Annotated in this window: 27 protein-coding genes and 1 pseudogene; 13 read left to right on the top strand and 15 right to left on the bottom strand. The window is 74.2% G+C overall.

Annotated features, from left to right (window positions below; genetic code table 11):
* The first annotated feature begins 9 nt into the window (after positions 1-9).
* The 8 genes from ACGFT1_RS00305 to hypE all read left to right on the top strand — a co-directional run bounded on the left by ACGFT1_RS00305 (position 10) and on the right by hypE (position 8,767).
* Positions 10-537 carry a hypothetical protein gene (locus ACGFT1_RS00305; RefSeq protein ID WP_373906769.1) on the top strand — a complete coding sequence of 176 codons (528 nt, stop codon included), beginning with the start codon at positions 10-12 and terminating at the stop codon, positions 535-537.
* Between the two features lie 266 nt (positions 538-803).
* Entirely contained in the window at positions 804-2,513 is a 1,710-nt protein-coding gene (locus ACGFT1_RS00300) for a hydrogenase maturation protein (RefSeq protein WP_373906768.1), read from the top strand.
* Entirely contained in the window at positions 2,510-3,088 is a 579-nt protein-coding gene (locus ACGFT1_RS00295) for a hydrogenase maturation protease (RefSeq protein ID WP_373906767.1), read from the top strand. Before ACGFT1_RS00300 ends, ACGFT1_RS00295 begins: the two co-directional genes overlap by 4 nt.
* 61 nt (positions 3,089-3,149) lie before the next feature.
* Positions 3,150-3,872 carry a hydrogenase nickel incorporation protein HypB gene (gene hypB, locus ACGFT1_RS00290; RefSeq protein ID WP_373906766.1) on the top strand — a complete coding sequence of 241 codons (723 nt, stop codon included), beginning with the start codon at positions 3,150-3,152 and terminating at the stop codon, positions 3,870-3,872.
* The gene (gene hypF / locus ACGFT1_RS00285; protein ID WP_373906765.1) at positions 3,869-6,223 is read left to right on the top strand and encodes a carbamoyltransferase HypF; all 2,355 of its coding nucleotides are present in this window, start codon (positions 3,869-3,871) and stop codon (positions 6,221-6,223) included. Before hypB ends, hypF begins: the two co-directional genes overlap by 4 nt.
* Before the next feature lie 3 nt (positions 6,224-6,226).
* Complete coding sequence (locus ACGFT1_RS00280) at positions 6,227-6,517, top strand: HypC/HybG/HupF family hydrogenase formation chaperone (protein ID WP_356824801.1); 291 nt, start codon at positions 6,227-6,229, stop codon at positions 6,515-6,517.
* Positions 6,514-7,656: a hydrogenase formation protein HypD gene (hypD, locus tag ACGFT1_RS00275; RefSeq protein ID WP_373906764.1), complete on the top strand. Its 1,143-nt coding sequence runs from the start codon at positions 6,514-6,516 to the stop codon at positions 7,654-7,656. Before ACGFT1_RS00280 ends, hypD begins: the two co-directional genes overlap by 4 nt.
* A gap of 121 nt (positions 7,657-7,777) precedes the next feature.
* A complete protein-coding gene (hypE, locus tag ACGFT1_RS00270) occupies positions 7,778-8,767 on the top strand; it encodes a hydrogenase expression/formation protein HypE (RefSeq protein ID WP_373907623.1) in 990 nt (329 codons plus the stop codon).
* 26 nt (positions 8,768-8,793) lie between these two features.
* Here hypE and hypA read toward each other — a convergent pair whose 3' ends face one another.
* From hypA to ACGFT1_RS00215, 11 genes are all read right to left on the bottom strand, one after another.
* Complete coding sequence (gene hypA, locus ACGFT1_RS00265) at positions 8,794-9,150, bottom strand: hydrogenase maturation nickel metallochaperone HypA (protein ID WP_373906763.1); 357 nt, start codon at positions 9,148-9,150, stop codon at positions 8,794-8,796.
* 7 nt (positions 9,151-9,157) lie between these two features.
* Positions 9,158-9,346 (bottom strand): hypothetical protein, encoded by a 189-nt coding sequence (locus ACGFT1_RS00260; protein WP_373906762.1) that lies wholly within the window; start codon positions 9,344-9,346, stop codon positions 9,158-9,160.
* A 35-nt stretch (positions 9,347-9,381) separates the two neighbouring features.
* Positions 9,382-9,588, bottom strand: a complete 207-nt coding sequence (locus tag ACGFT1_RS00255) for a hypothetical protein (protein WP_373906761.1) — start codon at positions 9,586-9,588, stop codon at positions 9,382-9,384.
* A gap of 22 nt (positions 9,589-9,610) precedes the next feature.
* Entirely contained in the window at positions 9,611-10,207 is a 597-nt protein-coding gene (locus tag ACGFT1_RS00250) for a DUF5947 family protein (protein ID WP_373906760.1), read from the bottom strand.
* On the bottom strand, positions 10,204-10,776 hold the full coding sequence (locus ACGFT1_RS00245) for a NifU family protein (RefSeq protein WP_373906759.1): 573 nt from the start codon (positions 10,774-10,776) through the stop codon (positions 10,204-10,206). Before ACGFT1_RS00245 ends, ACGFT1_RS00250 begins: the two co-directional genes overlap by 4 nt.
* Positions 10,769-12,562 carry a nickel-dependent hydrogenase large subunit gene (locus tag ACGFT1_RS00240; RefSeq protein ID WP_373906758.1) on the bottom strand — a complete coding sequence of 598 codons (1,794 nt, stop codon included), beginning with the start codon at positions 12,560-12,562 and terminating at the stop codon, positions 10,769-10,771. Before ACGFT1_RS00240 ends, ACGFT1_RS00245 begins: the two co-directional genes overlap by 8 nt.
* Positions 12,563-12,638: 76 nt before the next feature.
* A complete protein-coding gene (locus ACGFT1_RS00235; protein WP_373906757.1) occupies positions 12,639-13,727 on the bottom strand; it encodes a hydrogenase expression protein HypE in 1,089 nt (362 codons plus the stop codon).
* Positions 13,728-13,847: 120 nt separating this feature from the next.
* Positions 13,848-15,344, bottom strand: a complete 1,497-nt coding sequence (locus ACGFT1_RS00230) for a hypothetical protein (protein WP_373906756.1) — start codon at positions 15,342-15,344, stop codon at positions 13,848-13,850.
* 230 nt (positions 15,345-15,574) lie between these two features.
* Positions 15,575-16,153, bottom strand: a complete 579-nt coding sequence (locus ACGFT1_RS00225; RefSeq protein ID WP_373906755.1) for a hypothetical protein — start codon at positions 16,151-16,153, stop codon at positions 15,575-15,577.
* A gap of 213 nt (positions 16,154-16,366) precedes the next feature.
* Positions 16,367-16,780, bottom strand: a complete 414-nt coding sequence (locus tag ACGFT1_RS00220) for an SRPBCC family protein (RefSeq protein WP_373906754.1) — start codon at positions 16,778-16,780, stop codon at positions 16,367-16,369.
* 358 nt (positions 16,781-17,138) lie between these two features.
* A complete protein-coding gene (locus tag ACGFT1_RS00215; protein ID WP_373906753.1) occupies positions 17,139-17,942 on the bottom strand; it encodes a serine hydrolase in 804 nt (267 codons plus the stop codon).
* Between the two features lie 653 nt (positions 17,943-18,595).
* On the opposite strand from ACGFT1_RS00215, the gene ACGFT1_RS00210 reads away from it, so the two are divergent.
* From ACGFT1_RS00210 to ACGFT1_RS00200, 3 genes are all read left to right on the top strand, one after another.
* Positions 18,596-19,198, top strand: a complete 603-nt coding sequence (locus tag ACGFT1_RS00210) for a hypothetical protein (protein WP_373906752.1) — start codon at positions 18,596-18,598, stop codon at positions 19,196-19,198.
* A gap of 97 nt (positions 19,199-19,295) precedes the next feature.
* The gene (locus tag ACGFT1_RS00205) at positions 19,296-20,360 is read left to right on the top strand and encodes a YihY/virulence factor BrkB family protein (protein WP_373906751.1); all 1,065 of its coding nucleotides are present in this window, start codon (positions 19,296-19,298) and stop codon (positions 20,358-20,360) included.
* Between the two features lie 63 nt (positions 20,361-20,423).
* A complete protein-coding gene (locus ACGFT1_RS00200; protein ID WP_373906750.1) occupies positions 20,424-20,807 on the top strand; it encodes a VOC family protein in 384 nt (127 codons plus the stop codon).
* A 31-nt stretch (positions 20,808-20,838) separates the two neighbouring features.
* On the opposite strand, the gene ACGFT1_RS00195 is transcribed toward ACGFT1_RS00200, so the two are convergent.
* Positions 20,839-21,810 carry an alpha/beta hydrolase gene (locus ACGFT1_RS00195; protein WP_373906749.1) on the bottom strand — a complete coding sequence of 324 codons (972 nt, stop codon included), beginning with the start codon at positions 21,808-21,810 and terminating at the stop codon, positions 20,839-20,841.
* 426 nt (positions 21,811-22,236) lie between these two features.
* On the opposite strand from ACGFT1_RS00195, the gene ACGFT1_RS00190 reads away from it, so the two are divergent.
* On the top strand, positions 22,237-23,133 hold the full coding sequence (locus ACGFT1_RS00190) for an NAD(P)-dependent oxidoreductase (protein ID WP_373906748.1): 897 nt from the start codon (positions 22,237-22,239) through the stop codon (positions 23,131-23,133).
* Positions 23,134-23,427: 294 nt separating this feature from the next.
* On the opposite strand, the pseudogene ACGFT1_RS00185 reads toward ACGFT1_RS00190, so the two are convergent.
* Together ACGFT1_RS00185 and ACGFT1_RS00180 are read right to left on the bottom strand one after the other, a co-directional pair.
* Positions 23,428-24,210: pseudogene (locus ACGFT1_RS00185) on the bottom strand (DMT family transporter); the annotation flags it as partial.
* A 1-nt stretch (position 24,211) separates the two neighbouring features.
* On the bottom strand, positions 24,212-25,189 hold the full coding sequence (locus ACGFT1_RS00180) for a zinc-binding alcohol dehydrogenase family protein (RefSeq protein ID WP_373907622.1): 978 nt from the start codon (positions 25,187-25,189) through the stop codon (positions 24,212-24,214).
* 136 nt (positions 25,190-25,325) lie between these two features.
* Here ACGFT1_RS00180 and ACGFT1_RS00175 point away from each other — a divergent pair, with 136 nt between their 5' ends.
* Complete coding sequence (locus tag ACGFT1_RS00175) at positions 25,326-25,673, top strand: ArsR/SmtB family transcription factor (protein WP_373906747.1); 348 nt, start codon at positions 25,326-25,328, stop codon at positions 25,671-25,673.
* A gap of 39 nt (positions 25,674-25,712) precedes the next feature.
* Here ACGFT1_RS00175 and ACGFT1_RS00170 read toward each other — a convergent pair whose 3' ends face one another.
* Entirely contained in the window at positions 25,713-25,832 is a 120-nt protein-coding gene (locus ACGFT1_RS00170) for an FMN-binding negative transcriptional regulator (protein ID WP_373906746.1), read from the bottom strand.
* Positions 25,833-26,191 lie beyond the last annotated feature (359 nt).

The raw sequence follows: 26,191 nt of genomic DNA, 5'->3' as shown, positions 1-26,191 counted from the left end.
GGCCCGGCTGTGCTCACTGACCTGTCTCCCGTGATAGCCGCGACGGCACGCTGGCTGACCGTCGCCTACCCGCCGTGCGGTGGCGCGCTGGCCGCCGCGCTGTGCGAGGCGCAGGCCCGGCAGGCCGTGACCGTGGCCGCCCGGCTGCGCTACCCCACCGAGATCGACGCGGCCCTGGTCGCCCTGGCCGGCCCCGGGGGCGCTACCCGCCTCGACTGGCTCAGCGGCGCGGAGCCGGCCGACGGCCACCCGGCCGACGAGCGGGCGTGGCGCACCTGGGTCGACGAGATCGTCGCCAGCTGGGCCGCCGCGCTGCTCACCGACGCCGCACTGGCGGGGGCGGCCGTCGCCGCACTCGCCGGGGGTGAGCACCACGCGTCCGCGCCCGTCGAGTTCCGCCGGCTGCTCGCCCCCGACGCCGGCGACCGCCGCGCCGCCGCCCTGCTCCGCCACCCGGACCTGCTCGCCCCGGTGGCCGAACTCCACCAGGACCAGCTCCTGGACCGTCTCACCCCCGGCCGGCCCCTCGCGGCCTGACCCCCTCCCGGCCGATCCCCGACGGACGCGGCCACCCCCTGCTCACGACCCTGCCCGACGCCGGCGACCGATCACCGCCACGACGAGCCGGCCCAGCTCTACGACACCCGTGCGGCCCCGCCGTGCGCCCGCGCCGTACGACACCCGTGCGGCCCCGACGCCCGCCCCGCCGTGCGCTCCGGATGGCGGAAGCGATCCGGGTGAGGCCGGCGAAACGCCGCGGCGGTTCTTCGCGGCACCGCGGTGAACGGCGACCATGCCGTGCCATGGACATCCTGCTGGTCGCCAGCGCGTTCAACAGCCTCTCCCAGCGCGTGTACGCCGAACTGTCGGACCTCGGGCACCGGGTGGACGTGGTGCTCGCCGCACACGGCCCCCACCCGGTCCGCGCCGCCGTGCGCGAACTGCGGCCGGAGCTGATCATCGCGCCGATGCTCAGGACGGCCCTGCCCGAGGACGTGTGGCGCGACCACACCTGCCTGATCGTGCACCCCGGCCCGCCGGGCGACCGCGGCCCGTCCGCCCTGGACTGGGCCGTCGCCGGTCGTGCGGAGCAGTGGGGCGTCACCGTGCTGCGGGCCGAGGCGGCGATGGACGCGGGCGCGATCTGGGCGGCAGAGCCGTTCTCCGTGCCGCCCGTCGGCAAGAGCGACCTCTACCGCAACGAGGCCTCCGACGCCGCCGTCACCGCCGTCCTGACGGCCGTACGGCGCTATGCCGAAGGCTCGTACAAGCCCCTCCCGCAGACCGACGCGTCGGTCACGGTCGTCTGGCGCGACTTCTTCCGGCAGGAGCAGCGCCGGATCGACTGGGAGCGCGACGACACCGAGACGGTCCTGCGCAAGCTCCGCGGCGCCGACTCCCAGCCGGGCGTCCTGGACGAACTCCTCGGCCGGGAGGTGTTCCTGCACGGCGGGCACCCCGAGGACCGGCTGCGCGGCCGTCCGGGCGCCCTGCTGGCCCAGCGCGCCGGAGCCGTCTGCCGGGCCACCCGGGACGGCGCGGTCTGGATCCCGGAACTGCGTCCCCGCCGCGACTCCGGCGACCCGGCCCCCTTCCGCCGCCCGGCCGCCACGGTGCTCGCCTCCCACCGTCCCGGCCTGCGGCTCCCGGACGACCCCGCCCCGCTGGAACTCCCGCCCGGTCGGCGCACCTGGACCGACATCCGCTACCACCAGCACGGTGGCGTCGGCTTCCTCTCCTTCTCCTTCCCGGGCGGCGCCATGAGCACCGGCCAGTGCCGCAGACTGCTCGCGGCCTACCGGGAGGCCCTGACCCGCCCCACCCGCGTCCTCGTCCTCGGCGGGGCGCGCGACTTCTTCTCCAACGGCATCCATCTGAACGTCATCGAGGCCGCCCCCGACCCGGCCGAGGAGTCCTGGACCAACCTCAACGCCATGGACGACCTCGTGGAGGCCGTGCTGCGCACCACCGACCGGCTGGTGGTGGCCGCCCTCGCCGGCAACGCCGCGGCCGGCGGAGCCATGCTGGCCCTCGCCGCCGACGAGGTGTGGTGCCGTACGGGCGTCGTCCTCAACCCGCACTACCGGCGCATGGGCCTGTACGGCTCCGAGTTCTGGACCTACTCCCTGCCGCGCCGCGTCGGCGCCGGCCACGCCCGCCGGCTGACCACGCAGGCACTGCCGGTCAGTGCCGCCTCGGCCGAGCGGCTGGGCCTCGTGGACCGGCTGGTGCCCGCCGCGCCGGGGGACTTCGCGGCCGGGGTGCGGCGGCTGGCGACCGCGCTCGCCGCCGCCCCGGACCTCGGCCGGCGGATCGACGCCAAGGCGGCGGCCCGCGCGGCGGACGAGCGGGAACGTCCCCTGGCCGACCACCGGCAGGCGGAACTGGCCCGCATGCACGCCGTCTTCTTCGACCCCGGGGCCGCCTACCACGCCCTGCGCTCGGCCTTCGTCCGCAAGACACCCGCCGGCTCACCCCTGCCCCTGGCCCCGGCCGCCGGTGACGTCCGGTGACGCCCCGGATCCTGGTGGCGGGCGTCGGCAACATCTTCCTCGCCGACGACGCCTTCGGCCCCGAGGTGATCCGCGCACTCGCACAGCGCCCGCTGCCGCCCGGGGTACGGGTGCGCGACTACGGCATCCGCGGCCTGGACCTCGCCTACGACCTGCTGGCCGGCTGCGCCACCGCCGTCCTGGTCGACGCGGCCCCGCGCGGGCACCGCCCCGGCACCCTCTCCCTGATCGAGGCCGAACCCCCCGACGGGACCGTCGCGCCCGAGGCCCACGGCATGGACCCGGCGACGGTACTGGCCCTGGCCGGGCACCTGGGCGACGAGCCCCTGCCCCGGGTCCTCGTCCTGGCCTGCGAGCCCGGCGTCCTGCCGGACGGCGACGACCTCCTCGGCTCACTGAGCGCGCCGGTGCGGGAGGCGGTCGACCGGGCCGTGGACGCGCTGCACACGCTCGTCCCCGCCCTGCTCGACGATCCGGCCGGTCCCCTGCCCCCGTTGAGCCGCCCGGTGGAATCCGGCACGCCGCCCCCGGCAGCGCTGCCCGTGACGGCGCCCGGCGGCCCCCAGAATCGGTGAGATGCCGGCCCGCACACGATGCGGGCCCGCGTCCCGTCACCCCACCCGAGGAGCAGCGCCCATGTGCCGGTCCGACGTCAGACAGGCCGTCCTGGCGAAGAACGACGACCTGGCCGCGAGCCTGCGCGGCGATCTCGCCCGGCAGGGCGTGAGCCTGGTCAACCTGCTGTCCAGCCCCGGCAGCGGCAAGACCGAACTCCTCGGCCGGGTCCTGGCCCGCGCGGTGGAGAGCGGCGTCCCGGTGGCCGCGCTCACCGCGGACCTGGCCACCGAGAACGACGCCGTCCGGCTGGCCCGCTCCGGCGCCCCCGTCCAACAGCTGCTCACCGACGGACTGTGCCACCTGGAGGCCCGTCAGGTCCGGGCCCGGCTGGCGGGCTGGCTGCCGCCGGACACCTCCGTGCTCTTCGTGGAGAACGTCGGCAACCTGGTCTGCCCCGCCGCCTACGACCTCGGTGAGACCCTGCGCGTCGTGCTGATGGCCGTCACCGAGGGCGAGGACAAGCCGCTGAAGTACCCCACGGCGTTCGGCTCCGCCCACCTCGTGGTGATCACCAAGACCGACCTCGCCGGACCGGCCGGCTTCGACGAGAGCCTCTTCCACGAGAACGTGCACCAGGTCAACCCGGGCGTGGAGATCGTACGGTCCTGCGCCCGGACCGGTTCCGGCGTCGGCACCCTGCTCGACCGCGCCCTCGCCGCCCGCGACGGAGTCCCCCCGCACCGCCCGCCGCTCGCCCCCCACCCGCACGTCCACCACCCCGATTCCGCTCCGGTCGCGTGACGGCGCCCGCCACCGGCCCGGTCCGCCGCCGCATCACCGTGCGCGGCACGGTGCAGGGGGTCGGCTTCCGGCCGTACGTCCACCGGCTGGCCGCCACCCTCGCCCTGCCCGGGTTCGTGAGCAACACCGCCGACGGCGTGCTCATCGAGGTCGAGGGCCCGCCGGACGAGGTGGACCTGTTCGTGCGGCGGCTGGCCGAGCAGCCGCCGCCGCTGGCGACCGTCACCGGCGTCGGCTGCGAGGACCTCCCCGCCACCGGCGCCACCGGCCCCTTCGGCATCCGCTCCACCGAGCGCTCCCCGGGCCGCACCCACCTCCCGCCCGACACCGCGACCTGTGCCGACTGCCTGCGCGAACTGGCCGACCCCGGCGACCGCCGCCACCGCCACCCCTTCCTCACCTGCACCCACTGCGGCCCCCGCTTCACCGTCGCCACCGGCATGCCCTACGACCGCGCCGCCACCACCATGGCCGGCTTCCCGATGTGCCCCGCGTGCGCCCGGGAGTACGGCGACCCGGCCGACCGGCGCTTCCACGCCCAGCCCGTCGCCTGCCCCGGCTGCGGCCCACGGCTCGCCCTGGTCCCCGCCGACGGAACCGGGGTCCGCCCGGCCCGGGACGCGGCGGCCCTCGCGACCGCCCGCGCGCTGCTCGCCGCCGGGCGGATCGTCGCCGTCAAGGGCGTCGGCGGCTACCACCTGGCCTGCGACGCCACCGACGCCCGGGCCGTCACCGCGCTGCGCGACCGCAAGGAGCGCGGCGGCAAGGCCTTCGCGGTGATGTGCGCGGACCTGTCCACGGCCGAACGGATCGCGGTCCTCTCCGACGCGGAACGCGACGCCCTCACCGGCGCCCACCGGCCCGTCGTCCTCCTGCGCCCCCGCGCCTGCGCCGACGGCCTCCGCCTCGCCGGCCAGGTCTGCCCCGGCAGCCCGCACGTCGGCGTGATGCTGCCCTACACCCCCGTCCACACCCTGCTGTTCGGACTGCCCGGCGATCCCCCCGGCCCCCGGGTCCTGGTCATGACCAGCGGCAACCGCTCCGGTGAGCCCATCGTCACCGACGACGCCCAGGCGCTGACCCGGCTGGCCGGCCTCGCCGACGCCTGGCTCACCCACGACCGGCCCATCGCCTCCCCCTGCGACGACTCCCTCCTGCGTGTCCGCCCCGACGGCACCGCACAGGTCCTGCGGCGCTCCCGCGGCTACGTCCCGCGCCCGGTGCGCCTGGCCGTCCCGGTCCGGCCCACGCTCGCCGTCGGCGGCGACCTCAAGAACGTCCTCTGCCTGGGCGAGGGCGAGTACGCCTGGCTCGGGCCGCACATCGGCGACATGGGCGAGCTGGCCACTCTGGACGCCGCCGAACGGGCCGAGCGGCACCTCACCCGCCTCACCGGGGTCACCCCCGGGCGGGTGGCCGCCGACCGGCACCCCGGCTACCACTCGACGCGCCGGGCGCACACCCGGGCCGCCCGGCTCGGCCTGCCCGGGCCGGTGCTGGTCCAGCACCACCACGCCCACATCGCCGCCACCATGGCCGAGCACGGTCTGGACGGCACCGCACCCGTCATCGGCGTCGCCTTCGACGGCACCGGATACGGCGACGACGGCACGGTGTGGGGCGGCGAGGTCCTGCTCGCCGACTACACCGGCTACCGGCGCTTCGCGCACCTGGCCCCCGCCCCGCTGCCCGGCGGCGACGCCGGCGTGGCCAACCCCTGCCGGACGGCCCTGGCCCGGCTGTGGGCGGCGGGACTGCCCTGGACACCGGAGCTGCCGAGCGTCGCCGCCTGCTCGGACACCGAACGCGCGGTGCTGCGGCGCCAGCTGGAACGCCAGGTGGCCTGTGTGCCGTCCTCCGGCATGGGGCGGCTCTTCGACGCCGTCTCCTCGCTCGTCGGCGTGTGCCACCGGGCCGGCTACGAGGCGCAGGCCGCACTGGAACTGGAGGCGGCGGCGCTGGAGGCCGCCGGCGCCGACACCGTGGCCTACCCCTTCGGGCTCAGCGGTCAGGACCGCCTCACCTGCAGCCCCACACCGATGCTGCGGGCGCTCCTGCACGACCGGGCGCGCGGCACACCCGCCTGCGTACTCGCCGCCCGCTTCCACCGCGGCGTCGCGCGGGCCGTCACCGAGATCTGCCGCCGCGCCCGCACGGCCACCGGCCTGGCCACCGTCGCCCTCACCGGCGGCGTCTTCGCCAACGCCCTGCTGGAGGAGGAGTGCGCCGCCCTGCTCGGCCGGGACGGCTTCAGGCTCCTGCGGCACGGCGAAGTCCCCCCGAACGACGGCGGTCTCGCGCTCGGCCAGCTGATGGTCGCGGGAACAGCCGTCCACCACGAGACGGAGTGACCCATGTGTCTGGCAGTGCCCGGAAAGGTCGTGTCCATCGACCATCGCGCCGACCCGCTCACCGGGCTGATCGACTTCGGCGGAGTGCAGAAACAGGCGTGCCTGGAGTATCTGCCCGATGTGCGGGTGGGGGAGTACGTCATCGTCCACGTCGGCTTCGCGCTCCAGCGCCTGGACGAGGAGTCGGCCCGGGCGTCCCTGGAACTGTTCGAGCAACTCGGACTGCTGGAAGAGGAGTTCGGTGACGCCTGGGAGCAGGCGGCCCGGCAGGAGAGCGGAAGTGAGACCCGGTGAAGTACCTCGACGAGTTCAACGACCCCGCTCTGGCACACCGGCTGCTGGACGAGATCCGCGCCACCGCCACCCGCCCCTGGGCGCTCATGGAGGTCTGCGGCGGCCAGACCCACTCCATCATCCGCCACGGCATCGACCAACTGCTGCCGGACAACGTGGAGTTGATTCACGGTCCCGGCTGCCCGGTGTGCGTCACGCCTCTCGACGTCATCGACAAGGCACTGGAGATCGCCGCCCGCCCCGGCGTGATCTTCTGTTCCTTCGGCGACATGCTCCGCGTGCCGGGCACCGACCGGGACCTGTTCCGCGTCAAGGGCGAGGGCGGTGACGTACGCGTGGTGTACTCCCCGCTCGACGCCCTCGACCTCGCCCGCAAGAACCCGGACCGCCAGGTCGTGTTCTTCGCGATCGGCTTCGAGACGACGGCCCCCGCCAACGCCATGGCCGTGCACCAGGCTCGCAGGCTCGGCCTCGACAACTTCAGCCTGCTGGTGTCCCACGTCCGGGTCCCCCCGGCGATCGAGGCCATCATGACCTCGCCCAGCTGCCGGGTGCAGGGCTTCCTGGCGGCCGGTCACGTGTGCAGCGTGATGGGCACCGCCGAGTACCCGGAGCTGGCCGCGAAGCACCGGGTGCCGATCGTCGTCACCGGCTTCGAGCCCCTCGACATCCTCGAAGGCATCCGCCGCGCCGTCCACCAGCTGGAGCGCGGACAGTACGGGGTGGACAACGCCTACGCGCGCGCCGTGCGCGACCAGGGCAACCCGGCGGCCATGCGCATGATCGAGGAGGTCTTCGAGGTCACCGACCGCAACTGGCGCGGTATCGGACCCATCCCGGCCAGCGGCTGGCGGCTGACCGACGCCTTCCGCGCCTACGACGCCGAGCACCGCTTCGATGTCACCGGCATCCGCACGGAGGAACCCGCCGTGTGCCGGGCCGGTGAGGTCCTGCAGGGCCTGATCAAGCCGACCCAGTGCGAGGCGTTCGGCACGGCCTGCACCCCGCGCACCCCGCTCGGCGCCACGATGGTCTCCAGCGAGGGCGCCTGCGCCGCCTACTACCTGTACCGCCGGATGAACGCCCCGGCACGGCAGGGATCCCGTATCCCGCAGGAGGAGATGAACTCCGTTGGCTGACCTCGCCACCGAAGCCACCGAAGCCGCCGAAGCCGCCGTAACCGCCGCGGCGGGCGCGTCGGCCGTCGATCCCGCGCACTGGACCTGCCCGGCGCCGCTGCGCGACCAGCCGGTCGTCGTCATGGGCCACGGCGGGGGCGGCACCCTGTCCGCCGAACTGATCGAGCAGATCTTCAGCCCCGCCTACGGCAACCCCGTCCTGGCCGCCCTCACCGACTCGGCGGTCCTCGACCTGGGGGGCGCCCGGCTGGCCTTCTCCACCGACTCCTACGTCGTACGCCCCCTGTTCTTCCCCGGCGGCAGCCTCGGCGACCTGGCCGTCAACGGCACCGTCAACGACCTCGCCATGAGCGGCGCCCGGCCCGCCTACCTGTCCACCGCCTTCATCCTCGAGGAGGGCGTGGAACTGACCGTGGTGCAGCGCGTCGCGAATGCCGTCGGCGCGGCGGCCCGGACGGCGGGCGTGACCGTCGCCACCGGTGACACCAAGGTCGTGGAGTCCGGGCACGGCGACGGCGTCTACGTCACCACCGCCGGCGTCGGTCTGGTGCCCGACGGCGTCGACATCCGCCCGCAGCGTGCCCGGCCGGGTGACGCCGTCATCGTCAGCGGGCCCATCGGCCTGCACGGCGTGGCCATCATGAGCGTGCGCGAAGGCCTGGAGTTCGGGGTCGAGATCGCCTCCGACACCGCGCCGCTGGCCGACCTCGTGGCAGCCATGCTGGCGGTCACTCCGGACATCCACGTCCTGCGCGACCCCACCCGGGGCGGCCTCGGCGCGTCCCTCAACGAGATCGCCCGCGCCTCCGGCACCGGCGTCCGGCTGCGCGAACGGGCCGTCCCGGTCCCCGACGAGGTCGCGAACGCCTGCGGCTTCCTCGGCCTGGACCCCCTGTACGTCGCCAACGAGGGCCGGCTCGTGGCCTTCGTGCCCCCCGAGCACGCCGAAGGGGTGCTGGCGGCCATGCGCGCCCACCCGCAGGGCACCGGCGCGGCGCTCATCGGCGAGTGCGTGGCCGACCACCCGGGCATGGTGGTCGTCGCCACCGGCCTCGGCGGCACCCGCGTGGTGGACCTGCCGCTGGGAGAGCAGCTGCCCCGCATCTGCTGAGCGGCCGGGCGGTGCCGGCCCCGCCGTCAGGGCGGGACCGGCACCGCTTCGACCCCCGTGATCTCCAGCTCGCGCCCGCTGCGCAGCTCCCGCGACGGCCGGTCGCAGCGCGGGCACCAGAAGAACGGCGGCATGCCGACCGCGAACTCCTCGGCGCACTGCCCGCACCAGGCCTGCGCGGGCACCCGCTCGACGACGAGCCGGGCCGCCGCGAGGGCCGTCCCGTCACGGGCCACCTCGAAGGCGAAGTGCAGCGCGTCCGGCACCACCCCCGCCAGTTCACCGACCCGGACGGTCACCGACGAGACACCGCCGGCGCCGTCCGCCCGGGCGATCTCCCCGGCCCGCTCCACGATCGCGGTCGCGATCGACAGCTCGTGCACGCCGCCCTCACGGATAACGGTGGCGGGCGCGCGGGCCCCCGGCCATCCGGTAGATCCGCACCTCGCGCACGAGACCCGGGAACTCCTTGACGACCAGCGCCGCGACCAGGCCGCCGACCAGCGCGGCCTGGACCAGCAGCAGCCGGCGTCCCGACATCTCCGCGCGGGCGGTCCCTCTTCGCCTGCGGACGTCCATGACGGTCCCTTCCCTTCTCTCTCGTCCCCGCCGTGTCATCCCGGCGAGATGTTCGGCATTTCCTTCACCAGGGCGTCGTGCCGCTTCCAGTGGATACCGGTGGAGCGGCGCGCGTCGGAGGTACCGTCCTCGTGGTGTCCGGTCTGACGGTGGTAAGGGCCCCAGTTGCCCTGGTGCAGTCCGCGCACGTGGGTGGGTGTGTCGGGCTTCGCCTGGGGGCGGCCCACTCGGATGCTGCCCATGTCCCATCTCCTTTTCGGGTGCCTACGAGCGCTCGGTCAGCTCCTTGAAGAACTGTTCTACGGCCGGCCACACCCGGCCGCCACCGGACAGGCCCCGCCACTCGCGGCGGATCACGGCCGTCATCCGGAAGCAGTCGTCGACCGGCACGATCCAGTGCTCGTCCAGGCCGCGCACGCTGTTCACCAGCAGCGCCTCGACATCGGGTACCACGGTGGCGAGCTGCGGCACCTCGGCCGCCAGCCGCTGCCAGGCCGCCGCTTCCACCTCCCAGCGCATGGCCCCGGCCGGGCTCGGCCCCTGCGCGGTGACCGTGCCGTCGGAACGCGGCACGAAGAACACCAGCCCCACCGGGACGCCCAGCACCGCCGTGTCGACCGGCGGCAGCCGCAGCCGGCGCCGGGGCACGAGCCGGTAGCGGCCCTCGCCGGCCCCTTCGGCGGCGAACAGCACCGAGCAGGGACGGCACACGCACCGCACCTCGCCGGGGCCGGTCTCGTACAGGTGGGCGTGTTCGGGGCCCACCGGGGCGGCGCACAGCTCGCAGGACTCGGCCCCGGCCCGCTCCACGCGGTCGGCGGCGGAGCGGATCACCCGCGCGAGTGCTCCGTCCACGCTCACGGCGTCCCCTGGGCCACGGACCGGCGTCGGATGCTGGTCAGCGGCACGAACGCGGGGGCCGCGACGCGCTCGGGACCGGCCTCCACCGTCTCCACCGAGGTCAGCTCGGGGGCGACGGCCAGCACCGCCGCCCGGACCGCCTCGGTGACGGCCGAGGAGCCGCCACCGCTGCCGCTGCCGCAGCCGGAGCCGCAGCCACCGCCACCGGACTTCAGCCGCACCCGCGCCACCTGGCCCTCCAGGCCGGCCCACTCCAGCTCACCGCCGCGCTCGCGCACCGCCGGCCGCAGCTTCTCCACCGCGCGGGCGGCCCGGCGCTCGGGCGGCTCGGGGTGGATGCCGTGCAGGACCAGCAGGTGCCCGAGCAGTTCGTCCTCGGCGAACCGGTCCCGCAGCGGCCCCTGCGCGTGATCCAGCACCCGGGCGAGGGCCTCGCCGTAGACCTCGGTCAGCAGCGCCACCGCCTCCAGCGCCGGGCCGGGCATGGTCTCGAGCCCGGCCAGCACCTCGTCCAGGCGGGCGAGCCGCGCCTCCACCGCCGGATCCGCGAGCCGCGCGGTGTCAGCCATGGTCGGCTCCGTACGTCGGTGAGTGCACGGTGGTCAGGGTCTTGCCCTTGCCCATGTACATGTGCACGCCGCACGGCAGACAGGGGTCGAAGCTGCGCACGGTGCGCATGATGTCGACGCCCTTGAAGTCGTCGGGCCCGTTCTCCTCGAAGATCGGCTGGCCCTGCACGGCGTCCTCGTAGGGGCCGGGGGTGCCGTAGATGTCGCGGGGGCTGGCGTTCCACGGGGTCGGCGGGTACGGGTGGTAGTTGGCGATCTTCTTGTCGCGGATCACCAGGTGGTGGGAGAGGACCCCGCGCACCGCCTCGTGGAATCCGCAGCCGATGGCCTCGTCCGGCACCTCGAAGTTCTCGTACACCTTCGTGTCGCCGCTGCGGAGCATCTGCATCGCCTCCTCCAGGAACTGGAGGGCCATGGCGGCGGCGTAGGCGATGAAGTACGGCCGGGCGCGGTCCCGTTCCAGGGTGTTGCTCCACTTCGGGATGCGCCACTCCAGGGTCGTCTCCGGCAGCTTCTCGCCCTTGGGCAGGGTGATGCGGATGCCGCCGCCGGTCGCCTTGACGTACGGGGTGTCGACCAGGCCGCTCAGCGCGGTCGACCAGAGCCGGGCGAGGGGCCCGCCGCCGGTGTCCAGGGCGAGGTGCTCGCCGGTCCGCTGGTGGTACCAGCGCGGGCTCATCACCCAGCTGTAGTTGCCGTCGAACTCCCGCTTCTGCGGCACCGGGACCGTGGTCTGGTTCCACGGATGGCGCATGTCGACGGGGTTGCCGAGCGGGTCGTGGGTGACGAAGGGCTCCTCGTTGACCCAGTCCTCGTAGAACGAGCTGCCCAGCATGATGCGCAGGCCGAGGTTGATGTCGACCAGGTTGTTGGTGACGAGTTCGCCGTCCACGATGATGCCCGGGGTGACGTACATCGCCCGGCCCCACTCGTTCATCGTCGCGTAGCGGTAGTCGACGACGTCCGGGTTCTGGAAGGCACCCCAGCAGCCGAGCATGATGCGGCGTCTGCCGACCTCCTCGTAGCCGGGCAGGGCCTCGTAGAAGAAGTCGAAGACGTCGTCGTTCATCGCCACGGCCTTCTTGATGAAGTCGATGACGTGCATCAGCCGGCTGAGGTAGTCGGTGAAGGTGTTCGGCTGCGGCATCGTGCCGACCCCGCCCGGGTACAGCGTGGAGGGATGCACGTGGCGGCCCTCCATCAGGCAGAACATCTCCCGGGTGATCCGGCTGACCTTCAGCGCCTCCTTGTAGACCTCGCCCTCGAAGGGGTTGAAGGCCTTCATGATGTCGGCGATGGTCCGGTAGCCGTGGATGTCCCCGCGGGGCGCGTCGGTGCGCTCGGCGCGGGCCAGGACACCGGGGTTGGTGGCCTTGACCATAGCCTCGCAGAAGTCCACGAAGACCAGGTTGTCCTGGAAGATCGTGTGGTCGAAGATGTACTCCGCGGCCTCGCCCAGGTTGGTGATGTGCTCGGCCAGCTTGGGCGGCTTCACGCCGTACGCCATCTGCTGGGCGTAGTTGGAGCAGGTGGTGTGGTTGTCGCCGCAGATGCCGCAGATCCGCGAGGTGATGAAGCCGGCGTCACGGGGGTCCTTGCCCTTCATGAACACCGAGTAGCCGCGGAACAGCGACGAGGTGCTGTGGCACTCCACGACTTCCCGGTTGGCGAAGTCGATCTTCGTGTAGATCCCCAGGTTGCCGATGATCCGGGTGATCGGATCCCAGGACATGTCCACGATCTGGGCGGGTTTGCGTCCTGTGGGCCGGGACTCGGTGGTGGTCATCTGCGGTGGTGCCCCTCGCTGTTCGGGTGCGGCGGATAGGTGACGGACTGCGGGACGGATGCGGCGGCCGGCCGGGTCACGCGCGCCAGTACGGGTCGTAACCGCTGGTCAGTTTCTGCTTGTTGTGACGCCACCTGGGCTCGTGGTTCACCATGTCGTTGGTCAGGCCGCGCAGTCGGCGGATGACCGCCCCGTACGGCTTGATGACCATCGACGACAGGGCGCCGCCCGGGGGTTCGTCCATGAACGGCATGAAGGCGTCGGGGAAGCCCGGCATGGTGCAGCCGATGCAGATGCCGCCGACGTTGGGGCAGCCGCCGAGGCCGCCCATCCAGCCGCGCTTGGGCACGTTGCAGTTGACGACCGGGCCCCAGCAGCCGATCTTCACCTGGCACTTGGGGGAGTTGTAGTCCCTGGAGAAGTCGGCCTGCTCGTAGTACGCGGCCCGGTCGCAGCCCTCGTGCACGGTCTTGCCGAACAGCCACTGTGGTCGCAGCATGTGGTCCAGCGGCGGCGGGGGAGCGGCACCGGCCGCGTGCTGGAGCGTCCAGATCAGGGTCTCCATGAAGTTCTCCGGCTGGATCGGACAGCCGGGCACGTTGACGATCGGCAGGCCCGACAGTGCCTTGAAGTCCCAGCCCAGGTAGTCCGCGAGCCCCATGCAGCCGGTCGGGTTGCCGGCCATGGCGTGGATGCCGCCGAACGTCGCACAGGTACCGGCGGCGACCACCGCCCAGGCCTTGGGCGCCAGTTGGTCGATCCACCAGTTCAGCGTCTGCGGCTGACCGGTGTCCGGGTCGTTGCCGAACGACGTCCAGTAGCCCTCGCCCTCGATGATGTTCTGGTTCGGGATGGAGCCCTCGATGACGAGGATGAACGGTGCCAGCTCGCCGCGGGCCGCCGCCCGGTAAGGGGCAAGGAAGTCCTCCCCGCCCAGGCTGGGCGAGAGGACCTTGTTGACGAGGTTCACCTTCGGCAGGCCCGGGATCAGCCCGAGCACCACGTCCTCGATGGACGGCTGCCCCGCCGCGGTCAGCGACACGGTGTCGCCGTCGCAGCTCATCCCCTCCGAGATCCACAGGATGGTGATCTCGTCGAAGCCCTCACGCGCCTCGGCCCTGCTGGGTTCACCACGCACTTCGGTCGTACCGCTCTGTGTGGTCATGTCTGCGGCCTCCGTTGCAGCCGGTTGCGGAATGGGTTCGGGGCCGCGGCCGAGGGGGCCGCGAGGGTCGGTACGGGGGTTTCTGCGGGGGCGGCCGTCCGGGGGCCGCCCGCCGGTGTCTCACGTGCGGGCATCGGACCAGCCCCTGTCCGGCCGGTCGGCGGGCCGCGCGGGCCGTGGGGCCTGCGGCCGGGGCGGCCCGGGAGGGTGCGGTGCGCCGGCGGTGCCGAGCGGCTCCAGCTCCTCGGGCCGGAAGTAGTGGAACCGGCCGTACCAGCCGTGCAGTTCGGCGGCGGGATCGTCGTCCACGGTGACGGCCAGGTGGACGCTGCCGTCCACGTCGTGGAAGACCGCGGCGACCTGCGCGGTCCGCCCCTCGAGGAACATGTCCTGGGCGTCGGCGCCCCGCCCGCGCGGGCGCAGCCGCACCCGGCTGCCGCCGCCCACCAGCACCCCGCCCACCGGCACGGTGTCCGTCGTCGGGGACAGTCCGTCGTCGCCGTGCTCCTGCCACCAGGCGGGCCGCCCGGAGTCCGGTGCCTGCGCGGGGGCCAGGGAGCGGATGGTGCCGTGCAGCCGGGCGAAGACCTCCTGGGGCATGGTCTCCACGCGGTCCACGATCCGGGCGGCGCGTGGGTCGGTGGCCCGCGCCTCGGCCTTCTCCTCGTCGGTCAGCAGCATCGTGCGCAGCGTGAGGATCTCGTCGATCTCCGCCGCGTCGTGCAGGTCGCCCGGGCTCTCGGGCGCCACCTGCGGACGGTCGGGGAGGATGATCGGCGCGGAGAGCAGGAACGCGCCCGTCGCACCGTCGCCGTCCTCGGACGCCGGCGGCGCGCCGCCGAGCACGGGGAACGTGAACGCGTTACGGCAGCCGGCCACGTGCGCCGCGAGCGCGGCGGGCGGATCGATCAGCGACACGAACTCCACCGCCTCCCCGGCGAGGAGCGTGTGGGTGGCGAGCAGCGCCTGCCCCAGCACCGCGCCCCGCAGGGCCTGCGGATCCGTGGCGTCGCCGGTGTTCTCGGTGCGCACCCGCAGCCGGTACAGCCCCGGCCCGAGCGGTTCGGCCGCGACCGTCGTCACGGCCCGCACCTCCCGGCGCCGCCGCACCGTCCGTCCGGCTCCCGACGGCAACGGCTCGTACTCCGCCCCGGCCGGCGCACCCACGGGCACGGTCCGGCCGCCGCGCAGCAGCTCCGCCAGCGGCAGCACCAGCTCCGTCTCGCGGGGCACCGCCTCCTCGAACGACAGACAGGTCACGCCGTCGGCCGTCCGCAGCGACTCGACCGGGCGGTGCCGCCCGTCGCCGTCGGCGGCCTCCACCTGCTTGTGCTGCATCTGGAGGTAGCGCACCCGCACCCGTACGGCCGCGTCGTCGCCGTGGACCCGCAGCAGGCACTCGGTCTGCTGGTACCAGGAGTCGGCGGAGCCGGAGATCCCCGGCGTGACCGGCCCGTCCCGCTCCACCCAGTTGCGGGGCAGCAGCACCCCGAACTGCCAGCGGACCCGGTTCTTCGCCGAGGACCGGCGATAGGGATAGAGCAGATATCCCTCGTAGAGCACGGCGTCCGCCACGGCACTCAGCTGCTCACAGCTCTCGCCGACCCTGTTGGCCATACCCTCTCCTCACCGGAGCGTCCGCGGTTCCCCCCACGGTCACACCCGGCGCGCCCGCCCGCCTCTCAGGCGCACCGCCATTGCGCCGGACAGGGGAGGACATGCATCGTGACCGCCGCACGGCGGCGAGTGAGCGGAACCTCGTCGGCGCGGCAGGGGCGCGGCACGGACAAGCGGCAGGGGCGCGGCACGGACAAGCGGCAGAGGCGCGGCAGGGACGAAGGACTGGTTCAGCGGAGCAGCAGATAGTGGGTGACGAGGGACTGCGCCCGGTCCGCGCCGACGCCCAGAGCCCTGCCGAGGGACTCCCACCCCCGATCGGGATCGTCCTCGATCACGCAGGCCGCCTCCCGGCCGGCGCGCCGGGTCAGCCGGTCCAGCGCTGCGACGGCCCGCAGGGCGGCGGCCGGAGCGTCCTCGGCCAGCGCGAACAGCCTGTCCTCCACGGCGTTCAGCAGCTGGGCCAGCTCCTCCGGCAGCGGCACCGTCTGCCGCTCGACCGCATGGATGTGCTCGCTCCAGTCCCGGCGCGCACGCGAGACGTCCAGGTCCTCCAGACCGTCCTCGGCCAGTTCCTCCCACCGGACCGGCACGCTCGGGCCGCGCCAGCCGCAGCTGCACGAGGCCCGAAACGCCGCCGCCTTCGGCCGGGTCATGGCGCCGTCGTACGCCCACCACTCACTGGTCGCGTACATCTCGGCGCCGCTGCCGATGTCGAAACAGGCGGGCTTCGGTTCGCTGCCGTCGGCCAGGACGGCACCCACGATGCCCTCGTGCGACTCCCCGAACTCCTCGGTCGTCCACCCCACGGCCGTCTCCCTCCCCTCGCCGGGCTGCGTCCTGCCCATCATCGGCGACACGGTGCCCGGCGAAGCCGCGGACGGGAAAAGGGGCCGAAAGGGGGCCGTGCACGGGCCGGACGGCGACCGGCCCACCTGGTCGGCGAGGGCACGGCCCCCGAAGACGTGCTCCTTGACGGGCGTGGTCAGGGGCGGCGGATCCGGTGAACCGGCTTCTCCGTGTCAGCCGGCCGGGTTGTCGACCCGTATCCGGACCTGCTCCTCCAGTCGTCGCAGACTGCCGTCCAGGGCCTCGTACACGGCCTGCTCGCCCGGGTCGTGGCCCCCGGTGAAGAAGGACAGGTGCACGGTGACCTCGCTGGCACCGCTGCCGATGCCCGCCACCTGGAGCCAGCCGGTGTAGCTGCCCTGTCCGCGGGTGCCCCACTCCAGACGCATCTGGTCCGGCTGGGAGCGCAGCAGGGCGGGCGTGTCCTGGCCGGTGCCGTCCTCGTGCACGGTCACGGCGGGCGGGTCCCCGGCATCCACGTGGAGGCGGTCCGGGAGCCAGGCGTCGAGCTGGGCGACGTTCGCGGCCTGGTCGAAGACCTGCTCGGGCTGCGCGGGCATCGTGCGGGAACGCTCGTATTCGGCCATCGTGGTACAGCTCCTCCGGTCCGGAAGTCGTACCCGGACCGCGTGCCCGTTCCACGCCGGCCGAAAAGCGCCGGGCCGCGCCACGGCCCGCGGATCGGCTCGCGCCACGGCGTGCCGTCACCGGCGCATGACGGTCACAGCGCGGTCACCGGCCCGTGACGGTCACAGGCCCATCGCGACGGCCGTGCGGGTCAGCTGGGCCGTGCCGGTGATGCCGAGCTTGACCCGGATGCGGCGCGGGTGGATTGATTCCGGGACTTCATTGGGGGTGGCCACCCCCTGTCACAGGCGTGTCACAGGGCGCGGGGGACCGGTTCGAACCACTCGCGTGGGTGGCCCCCGTCGGCCGCGGGGACCCTCAGGCCACGGCCGCGCGCGCGGTCCGTTCCACCAGGGACACCCCGTCGCTCATGGACGCGCTGCCGTCCGTCAGGACCGCGACGAGATACCGGTGCCCCCCGACGGAGACCTCGCCGACGCTGTTGACGTCCCACCGGCCGGTCGTGTTGCGCTCCAGCCAGCCGTTCTTCAGCATGCGCCCGGCGCCCTCGGCCCCGGCCGCGGAGACGCCCCAGGACTGCTCGGGCAGGACCTGGCTCATCAGGGTGCGGACGTAGGCGCGGGAGTCCGCGTCCAGCGCGGTGGGTGACGGGCCGCCCGCGTCGAACACGTTCCGCAGTAGCCGTACCTGGTCGCTCGCGGTCGTCCGGGTCAGCCCCCACCTGGCTCCGGGGCCGCCCGTCGTGGCGGTGAGCCCCAGCCGCCTGTTGGCCGCCGCCAGCCCGGAGGCCCGGCCGATCTGCCGCCACAGCGTTCCGGCCGCCGCGTTGTCGCTGCGCCGGATCATCGGCTCGGCCAGTGCCCGCTCCCGCGCGGTGAGCTCCCGTCCCGCGTCCTGCGCCTGGAGCAGCAGCGCCGCGAGGATGTCGACCTTGACGATGCTGGCGGTGTCGTACGCCCTGTCCTCGCCGTGGATCACGGGCGTGCGGCCGGTGCCGTCCAGGTCGAGGACGGCGGCCGTGGCGTGCGCCGTGCCCGTGGCGGGGGAGGACGCGGCGGCGGCCGTCGCCGGCTGGAGGAGGCCGGCGGACAGGAGGGCCGCCGCCGAGGCCAGGAGGGCGCCGGTGCGGACACGTGCGGTGGGGGAGAGGAGGGACGGCATGGGTCACGAACGTAGCCATTCCGGGCGTCCGGCGACGTGGTGGCCGTCACTCCGGGGCCCTTTCGCACCGGATTGTGAGAAGAGCCACCGCCGGGCGCACCGCGCCGCCCGGTCATGTCCCGGCGGCGGGTACGCGCGTTCGGGCGGGCCCCGCGCGGCGTGTACGCGCACCTGCGCGGCCGTACGCGCACCTGCGCGGCCCCTGTCGCCTGCCGGCGGCCGGACACCGGCATCCTTCGGCTGACGGGCTTCGTCACCCCGGCCGGCGAGGACGATGGCCGGTGCCCGACCCGCGTCGTCCTCCCGTGCCGCGCGGCCGACTCGCAGACCGTCACGGTGCGCGTGTACGGCACCGGGACGCCCCCGCCGACACCTGGCTCGCGCCACCCGGCATCCGGCACCCGCGGGGCACCCTCACACGAGCACCCCGGAGGGGGCCCCGACGTCACGGACGCCCGCCCCGTCGTCCAGCCCGCGAACGCCTGCACCGACGACCTCCCGCTCACGCCCTCCTGGGGTGCCGGCCGGGTCAGACATCGTCCCGCCCGTGCGGATTCCCCCGCGCGGACGCGCCCCGGCCCCGGCCGGGGTGCACGATGGTGTCGTGAGGTTCGGGCCCGGTCCGCGAGACCGCGCGCCAGGAGGCGGTGACGATGACACAGACACCTCCCACGACGGTCACCCAGGTGCGGCTGTGGCGATGGCGGCGCAATCCGCTCCGGCGGCACAGCGATGTCGTCGAAGCCTGGATCGTCCTCGCCACCTGGGTGCTCGCGCTGGCCGCCGGCGTCCTCGCCGGCCTGGCGGCGGCCCAGACGTCCGAGTCGGTGTTCGCGGCGCGGCAGGCCCGGCTGCACGCCGTGTCCGCGGTGCTCACCGACGACGTGGCCAGGACCCCGGCGGCCGGCACCGGATACGACGACGGACGCGTCTGGTCCTCGGTGCGCTGGACCGATCCGGACGGCTCGGTGCACACCGACCGGACGAAGGTCCTCCCGGGGCGCCCCGCCGGGTCCCCCGTCACGGTGTGGACGAACCAGGCGGACCGGATCGTGTCCGCGCCCGTCACCGGTGCGGCGGCCGACCTCCAGGCGTCCCTCACCGGAGCCCTCGTCGCCCCGTCGGCCGGGGCGGCCGTCTGGGGCGTGGGACGGTTGGTCCGCAACCGTCTCATCCGGCGGCGCATGGCCGAGTGGGACGAGGAGTGGAAGCAGATCGGTCCCCTGTGGGGGAACCTCAGCGGAGGCAGGGGCTGACCGTCCGGGACCCCGCCCGACCACGGCGTGCCGTGTCTCCGGGTGCTGGGGCGAGTCCCGGGTGCTTGAGGCCGCGCGGCGGGGTTACCCGGGGCTCATGGCAAAGCTGCATCTCCCCTGGCGACACGACCGGCATTCCGGCGACCGGACTCCCGAGGCGCGGATTCCGGCGCCCGAGGAGGCCGGTCCCGGCGAGGACGTCGAACGGCGGGCCCCGGACAATCCCGCGAAGCTTCCCCGGGGGGCCTGGGCCGCGGTGTTCAAGGGGGCCGTGCGCGAGTTCCGCGACGACGAGCTGACCGACCGGGCCGCGGCGCTCACCTACTACGCGGTCCTGTCCCTGTTCCCGGCGCTGCTCGTGCTGGTCTCGCTGCTGGCCGTCGCCGGCAGGTCCGTCACGGACAAGGTGCTGGCCAACCTGAGGAATCTCACCCCCGGACCCGCCCGGGACATCATCACCCAGGCGGTGCGGCAGTTGCAGAACGGCTCCGGCACCGGTTCGCTCGTGGCCGTGCTCGGCATCGTGCTGGCCGTGTGGTCGGCGTCCGGCTACGTGGCCGCCTTCATCCGCTCCGCCAACGCCGTCTACGACATGCCCGAGGGCCGTCCGGTCTGGAAGATCCTCCCGGTCCGTGTCGGCGTGACGGTCGTGCTGATGGTGCTCGCCGTGGCGAGCTCCCTCATCGTGGTCTTCACCGGCGGTCTGGCCCGCCGCGCCGGACAGGCGCTCGGGATCGGCGACACGGCCCTGACGGTCTGGACGATCGCGAAATGGCCGGTGCTGGTCCTGCTCGTCACCGTGATGATCGCCATCTTGTACTGGGCGACCCCCAACGCCAAGGTCAAGGGCTTCAAGTGGCTCACCCCGGGCAGTGTCCTCGCCCTGCTGATCTGGATGGTCGTCTCCGTGGGCTTCGCGTTCTACGTCGCCAACTTCGCGTCGTACAACAAGACCTACGGCACCATGGCCGGTGTCATCGTCTTCCTGGTCTGGCTGTGGCTCACCAACCTGGCCATCCTGCTCGGCCTGGAGTTCGACGCGGAGACCGTGCGGCAGCGGGCCATCGCGGGTGGCCTCCCGCCGCAGGCCGAGCCCTACACCCAGCCCCGCGACACCCGGAAGTGGGACGAGGAGGACGTACGCCGCCTCGACGAGACCTGAGACGTATCTCCTGACGGTGACCCCGACCCCGCCGAGTCCGGCCTTCTTCGTACACTGACGGGCATGGCATGCCGCATCAGTGAGCTGGTCATCGAAGCCGCCGACCCGGAGCGGCTCGCCGTCTTCTGGAGCGAGGTGCTCGGCTACGCCGAACTCGGCCGGGAGGACGACGGAAGCATCGAGATCGGGCCGCCCGGCGCCGGTTTCGGCGGCCCGCAGCCCACCCTTGTGCTCAGCCCCAGCAGCGAGCCGCGGGCGGGGAAGCTGCGGCTGCACATCGACGTCAGCGCCACCGACCGCGACCAGGACGCCGAGCTGGAGAGGCTGCTCGCTCTCGGCGCCCGGCCCGCCGACGTGGGCCAGACCGGCGCCGAGAGCTGGCACGTCCTCGCCGACCCGGAGGGCAACGAGTTCTGCCTCCTGCGGACCCGGCTCCAGCCGGTGTGACACGCGCCCGGCGCCGAGCCGCCCGCCTGGCTCAGTCCGTGTGCAGCGCGGTGCGCAGGGTGCGGACGGCCAGGTCGATGGCGGCCGTGGCGGCGTGGGTGCCGCGCAGGGCGTTGAGCATCACGAAGTCGTGGATGATGCCCTGGAAGCGTACGGCGGTGACCGGGACGCCGGCCTCGCGCAGCTTGTTGGCGTACGCCTCGCCCTCGTCGCGCAGGACGTCGGCCTCGCCGGTGATGACGAGGGCCGGGGGAAGTCCGGTGAGCTGCTCGGTGGTGGCGCGCAGCGGGGAGGCGGTGATCTGGGCGCGTTCGGCCTCGTCGGTGGTGTATTGGTCCCAGAACCACTGCATGCCGTCGCGGCGCAGGAAGTAGCCGGTGGCGAACTGGTGGTAGGAGCCGGTGTCGAAGTTCGCGTCGGTGACGGGGTAGAACAGCACCTGCTGGACCAGGGATACGTTTCCGCGTTCCTTGGCCATCAGGGTCAGCGCCGCGGTCATGTTGCCGCCGACCGAGTCGCCGACCACGGCGAGGCGTGCGGCGTCCAGGCCCTTGGTGCCGCCCTCCTCGACGATCCACCGGGCGACGGTGTAGTTCTGCTCGATGGCGACGGGGTAGCGGGCCTCGGGGGAGAGGTCGTACTCGGGGAAGACGACGGCGGCCTGTGCGCCGACGGCGAGTTCGCGTACCAGGCGGTCGTGGGTGTGGGCGTTGCCGAACACCCAGCCGGCGCCGTGGATGTAGAGGATCACCGGCAGGGTGCCCTCGGTGCCGGCCGGCTTGACGATCCGGGTGCGGACACTGCCCGTGGGGCCGCCCGGGACGGTGATCCACTCCTCGTCGACGTCCGGCTTGGCGATGTCGCCGGACTGCACCTCGTCGACCGCCTTGCGGCCCTCGACGGGGCCGAGGTCGAACAGGTAGGGCGGCCGGGCGGTCGCCGCCACGAACTCGGCCGCGGCGGGTTCCAGCACAGGAGTCACCGGCGTTATGGCATCGGACATCGACGTTCTCCTCGGTTCGGGGGTGCCTCGCCACCGTAGGACCGCCGGGCGCGGGACCGTTGCCCGGCAGCGCACCGCCGGTGCAGCCACGATGCACGGATCCGGCCGCCGGCGCATGCGGGAGGCGGCGGGGCGTGGAGGAGCCGCCCGGCGGCCGGGTCCGTATCCTCAGCCGGGAGACAGGGATCGGCCGGGCGGCGCCGGAGCGGGTCCGGCAGACGCCGAAGCCGGTGTTCCACGGCGACCGGACGTGGCCGGTGTTCTACGGCGACCGGACGCGGCCGGGCGGCTCCGTCCGCGCCGCCCGTCCGGACCGAGCGCCTGAACGGTCCGTACCGGGCTCCGGCCGGCCCGGAAGCCGCGCCATCCGGGCGTCCCGCCCGGCCCCCGACACGCCCCGCAAGCAACCATCAGGAAGGTGACGACATGTCCGCCAAGCTCACCGTGAGCGTCCTGGGCACCGGCATCATGGGCGCCGCGATGGCCCGCAACCTCGTCCGGGCCGGGCACACCGTCCGGGCCTGGAACCGAACGCGCGCCAAGGCCGAACCCCTGGCCGCCGACGGCGCGCACGTCGCCGGCACACCGGCCGAGGCCGTCGAGGGCGCCGACGCCGTCCTTACCATGCTGTACGACGGCCGCGCCGTCCTGGACGTGCTGCGCGAGGCCGCCCCCGCACTGCGCCCCGGCACCCTGTGGGCACAGTCCACCACCGCCGGGACCGAGGCCATCGGCGAACTGGCCGCCTTCGCGCACGAACACGGCCTCGTCTTCTTCGACGCGCCCGTACTGGGCACCCGCGAGCCCGCCGAGGCCGGCCGGCTGCTCGTCCTCGCCGCGGGGCCGAGCGAGCACCGCGACGCCGTGACCCCGGTGTTCGACGCGGTGGGTTCCCGCACCGTGTGGACCGGCGAGGACGGTGCGGCAGGCAGTGCGACACGGCTGAAGCTGGTCGCCAACAGCTGGGTCATCGCGGCCACCGCCGCGGCCGGCGAGGCCATGGCCCTGGCACAGGCGCTCGGTGTGAACCCGCAGAGCTTCTTCGACGCCATCGACGGCGGCCCGCTCGACATGGCGTACCTGCGCGTCAAGTCCGGGCTGATCCTCGACGGCCAGCTGTCCCCGGCCCAGTTCGCGGTGGACACCGCCGCCAAGGACGCCCGGCTCATCGTCGAGGCGGGCGCACGCGAGGGCGTGCGCCTGGACGTGGCCGCCGCGAGCGCGGAGCGCCTGGAGCGTGCCGCGGCGCAGGGGCACGGCGCTGAGGACATGGCCGCCGCCTATTTCGCCAGCTTCGGCCCCGACGGCCGGCCGTCCGCCTGAGGGCTGTGCGCCGGGGTTGCCGTCGCGGCTAGGCCGGTGCCGGCGGCAGCGGGAGCGGCTCGTGTGTGCTTCCGGCGCAGGTGACGGCGGTGGGTTGTCCGCCCGGGGAGCCGCCGCGGGGGCCTCAGGGCCCCGGGGCGCGCGCGGCGGCCGCGTGGGCGGCAGGCTCGTCCGCGCGCCGCCCGCCGTGCGCCGGGTGCCGCGGCGGCCTCCCAGGAGCGTGGCGGTGACGGAGGCGCAGGCGACCGCGGTGATCCTGAGCCACTGCGCCCAGGCCAGCCGCTGCCCGAGCATCAGCAGGCCGAACAGGGCACCGGCGGCCGGCTCCAGGCTCGTCAGCACGCCGAAGACGCGCGGCGGGACACGGCGCAGTGCCTCCAGGTTGAGCGAGTACGGCAGCACACTGGAGGCCACCGCCACCACGGCGGCCACCCACAGCACGTGCGGATCCAGCAGGGCGGTGCCGGCCTGCGCGACACCGTACGGCGCGCTCAGCAGCGCGGCGCCCAGCACCGCGAGTGCCAGCCCCTGGCCACCGCGCACGCGCTGAGCCATGCGGGCCGAGACGAGGATGTACCCGGCCCAGCAGCACGCCGCCACCGCGGCCAGAGCCAGCCCGGCCGGCGCCAGGGGCACGCCGCCCCCGCCCAGCAGGAGGACCCCGCCGGCCGCCACGCACGCGGGCAGCAGATCGACCGGTCGGCGGGAGCCGGCGAGCGCGATGGCGAACGGGCCGAGGAACTCGATGGTGGCCACGGCCCCCAGCGGAAGGTGCCGCACCGCTTCGTAGAACGCGAGGTGGTGCCCCGCCAGCAGGGCGCCCGCACCGGCCACGGTCCACCCCGCGCCGCGGACCGCGGCCAGGGTCCGCCACCGGGGACGCCACACCCCGCACAGCAGGGCACCCGCGATCAGCAGCCGGAGGAACACCACGCCCGCGGCGCCGGCCTGGGGGTAGATCCGCGGTGCGAAGGCCGCGCCGAACTGGATGCCGCACACGCCGCCCAGCACCAGCCCGGGCGCGGGCACCCGGCCGAGGATCGCCGCGTACGTGTGCACAGCACCGTGCTGGCGCATGTCAGCCGGCCGTCCGCAGCAGCAGCTTGCCCGTCGAGGTGCGCCCGCCCAGCAGCCGGTGCGCCCCGGCCGCGTCCGACAGCGGGAACTCGGCGGTCACCGGCAGGCGCACGGTGCCGTCGGTGACCGTACGGAAGGCACGCTCGGCGAGCGAGCGGAGGGCGTCGGGTGCCGTCCGGGCGAGATCCAGGACGGAGAAGCCCGCGACGGACCGGCCCTGCGGATACAGCTCGGGCTGCCCGACGCGCCACGGTTCCTCCCCGCTCGCGTTGCCGAAGGACACCAGCCGTCCGAAGACGGCCAGCGCGCCGAGGCCTTGGCGCAGCGTGTCCCCGCCGACCGGGTCGAGCACCAGGTCGACGCCCCTGCCGCCGGTGGCCCGGTGGACGTCGGCGGCGAAGGTGCCGGTGGCGAACACCTCGTCGTAGCCGTGTCCCAGGGCGTGTGCCGCCTTGTCGGGCGAGGAGACCACGCCGTAGACGGCCCCCGCGCCCGCCGCCCGGGCCAGCTGCCCGGCCGCCGTGCCGACACCGCCGGCCGCGCCGTGCACGAGGACGGTCTCGCCCGCCCGCAGCCGCCCCACCTCGTGGAGCAGGGCGTGCGCCGTCGGCAGGACCGTGGGCAGCGCGGCGGCGGTGGGGAGGTCCAGGCCGTCCGGGAGCGGGAAGACGGTGGCGGCGCCTGCGGCCACCACCTCGGCGTAGGCACCGCTGTCGACGAGCGCGACGACGTCCTGCCCCGCACGCAGGTCCGTCACGCCCGCGCCGACGGCCCGGATCCGCCCTGAGACCTCCAGGCCGGGACGGAAGGGGAGCCGGTCCACGCGGTACCCCTGGGCGCGCGCCTTGAGGTCGGCGAAGTTCACCCCTGTGCAGATGGCGTCGATGGTCACCTGCCCCGGTCCCGGCTCGGGCACGTCGGCCTCGACGACCTCCAGCACCTCGGGACCGCCGTACTCGTGGAACTCGACCGCACGCATCAGCAGCACGCGCCCTTCCGAGAGTGTTCAACGGGAAGCGAACACCGCTGACTGTAAGATGACGATCGAACACTCGGCAAGCGCCCGGCACGCGTCGCGGTGTCCCGGCGAGGACGGACAGGGGGAGGCTCAGCCCATGCCGAAGCAGGCCGAGACCGGCGGCCACCGAGCGGCGCCGGTCCACACGGACCCCGCGCGGGTCCCGGTCCTGACCGCTTTGTCCGCCCTCGCCGATCCCGTGCGCATCCAGCTGATCCGGGAACTGGCGTCCTGTGCCGACTGGACGCGCAGCTGCGGCAGTTTCGACGTGCCGGTCGGCAAGGCGGCGCTCAGCCACCACTTCTCCGTCCTGCGCGGTGCCGGACTGGTCGAGCAGCGGGACGAGGGGCCCCGGCGGGTCAACCGGCTGCGCCGCGCGGAGTTCGACGCACGTTTCCCCGGCCTCCTCGACCTGCTCCTGCGCCCCGACGGCGCCACGGACTGACCGCCCGCCTCCGCCAACCACGCGGCGAAGACGGGCGGCTCAGGCGGCCTCGTGCCGGTCGGTGAGCCGGCGCAGCGGCGCGGCCGGCCAGGCGGGGTCGTCGTGCACGACCAGCCGCCCGTACAGGTGGGCGGTGATGTGGTTCCAGGTGGGCGCCATCACCGATGGCGGTGGCCCGCACCCCGTACTGCCCGCGCTCGAACAGCGCGCCGGCCAGGACCCGTTGGATGCGCCTGAGCTGCGCGCTGAGCGCGGGCTGCACGGCCCGAGGGCCGCCCCCGCCCGGGTGGGGCTGCCCGCGTCCGCGACGGCCCGGATGGTCCTGAGGTGCCGCGACTCCCCCTCCATGGAGGGAGCTTGCGGCGCGGGCGACCGGGGGGCAAGAGGCTGGTACGGACCAGGGTGCGGGCCGAACGGTGGCCCGGCACCGTTTTCCGGTCTGCGCGCCCGTGGCACGTCGCACCGGCCCGACTGGTCTGTACCTACCCGGTGCCGATGGGGTACCGATGAGTGACCCA

It is taken from the genome of Streptomyces sp. Y20, from assembly GCF_043195475.1.
GTDB lineage: Bacteria > Actinomycetota > Actinomycetes > Streptomycetales > Streptomycetaceae > Streptomyces.
This window is presented reverse-complemented; position numbering and strand designations above follow the sequence as displayed.

What these genes read in the sequence shown, in the direction of transcription:
- ACGFT1_RS00300 (WP_373906768.1), top strand. Translation starts at nt 804, where the DNA reads ATGGACATCCTGCTGGTCGCCAGCGCGTTCAACAGCCTCTCCCAGCGC.
- hypB (WP_373906766.1), top strand. Translation starts at nt 3,150, where the DNA reads ATGTGCCGGTCCGACGTCAGACAGGCCGTCCTGGCGAAGAACGACGAC.
- ACGFT1_RS00280 (WP_356824801.1), top strand. Translation starts at nt 6,227, where the DNA reads ATGTGTCTGGCAGTGCCCGGAAAGGTCGTGTCCATCGACCATCGCGCC.
- hypE (WP_373907623.1), top strand. Translation starts at nt 7,778, where the DNA reads ATGGGCCACGGCGGGGGCGGCACCCTGTCCGCCGAACTGATCGAGCAG.
- ACGFT1_RS00260 (WP_373906762.1), bottom strand. Translation starts at nt 9,346, where the DNA reads ATGGACGTCCGCAGGCGAAGAGGGACCGCCCGCGCGGAGATGTCGGGA.
- ACGFT1_RS00255 (WP_373906761.1), bottom strand. Translation starts at nt 9,588, where the DNA reads ATGGGCAGCATCCGAGTGGGCCGCCCCCAGGCGAAGCCCGACACACCC.
- ACGFT1_RS00245 (WP_373906759.1), bottom strand. Translation starts at nt 10,776, where the DNA reads ATGGCTGACACCGCGCGGCTCGCGGATCCGGCGGTGGAGGCGCGGCTC.
- ACGFT1_RS00240 (WP_373906758.1), bottom strand. Translation starts at nt 12,562, where the DNA reads ATGACCACCACCGAGTCCCGGCCCACAGGACGCAAACCCGCCCAGATC.
- ACGFT1_RS00235 (WP_373906757.1), bottom strand. Translation starts at nt 13,727, where the DNA reads ATGACCACACAGAGCGGTACGACCGAAGTGCGTGGTGAACCCAGCAGG.
- ACGFT1_RS00230 (WP_373906756.1), bottom strand. Translation starts at nt 15,344, where the DNA reads ATGGCCAACAGGGTCGGCGAGAGCTGTGAGCAGCTGAGTGCCGTGGCG.
- ACGFT1_RS00220 (WP_373906754.1), bottom strand. Translation starts at nt 16,780, where the DNA reads ATGGCCGAATACGAGCGTTCCCGCACGATGCCCGCGCAGCCCGAGCAG.
- ACGFT1_RS00215 (WP_373906753.1), bottom strand. Translation starts at nt 17,942, where the DNA reads ATGCCGTCCCTCCTCTCCCCCACCGCACGTGTCCGCACCGGCGCCCTC.
- ACGFT1_RS00210 (WP_373906752.1), top strand. Translation starts at nt 18,596, where the DNA reads ATGACACAGACACCTCCCACGACGGTCACCCAGGTGCGGCTGTGGCGA.
- ACGFT1_RS00205 (WP_373906751.1), top strand. Translation starts at nt 19,296, where the DNA reads ATGGCAAAGCTGCATCTCCCCTGGCGACACGACCGGCATTCCGGCGAC.
- ACGFT1_RS00200 (WP_373906750.1), top strand. Translation starts at nt 20,424, where the DNA reads ATGGCATGCCGCATCAGTGAGCTGGTCATCGAAGCCGCCGACCCGGAG.
- ACGFT1_RS00195 (WP_373906749.1), bottom strand. Translation starts at nt 21,810, where the DNA reads ATGTCCGATGCCATAACGCCGGTGACTCCTGTGCTGGAACCCGCCGCG.
- ACGFT1_RS00190 (WP_373906748.1), top strand. Translation starts at nt 22,237, where the DNA reads ATGTCCGCCAAGCTCACCGTGAGCGTCCTGGGCACCGGCATCATGGGC.
- ACGFT1_RS00180 (WP_373907622.1), bottom strand. Translation starts at nt 25,189, where the DNA reads ATGCGTGCGGTCGAGTTCCACGAGTACGGCGGTCCCGAGGTGCTGGAG.
- ACGFT1_RS00175 (WP_373906747.1), top strand. Translation starts at nt 25,326, where the DNA reads ATGCCGAAGCAGGCCGAGACCGGCGGCCACCGAGCGGCGCCGGTCCAC.
- ACGFT1_RS00170 (WP_373906746.1), bottom strand. Translation starts at nt 25,832, where the DNA reads ATGGCGCCCACCTGGAACCACATCACCGCCCACCTGTACGGGCGGCTG.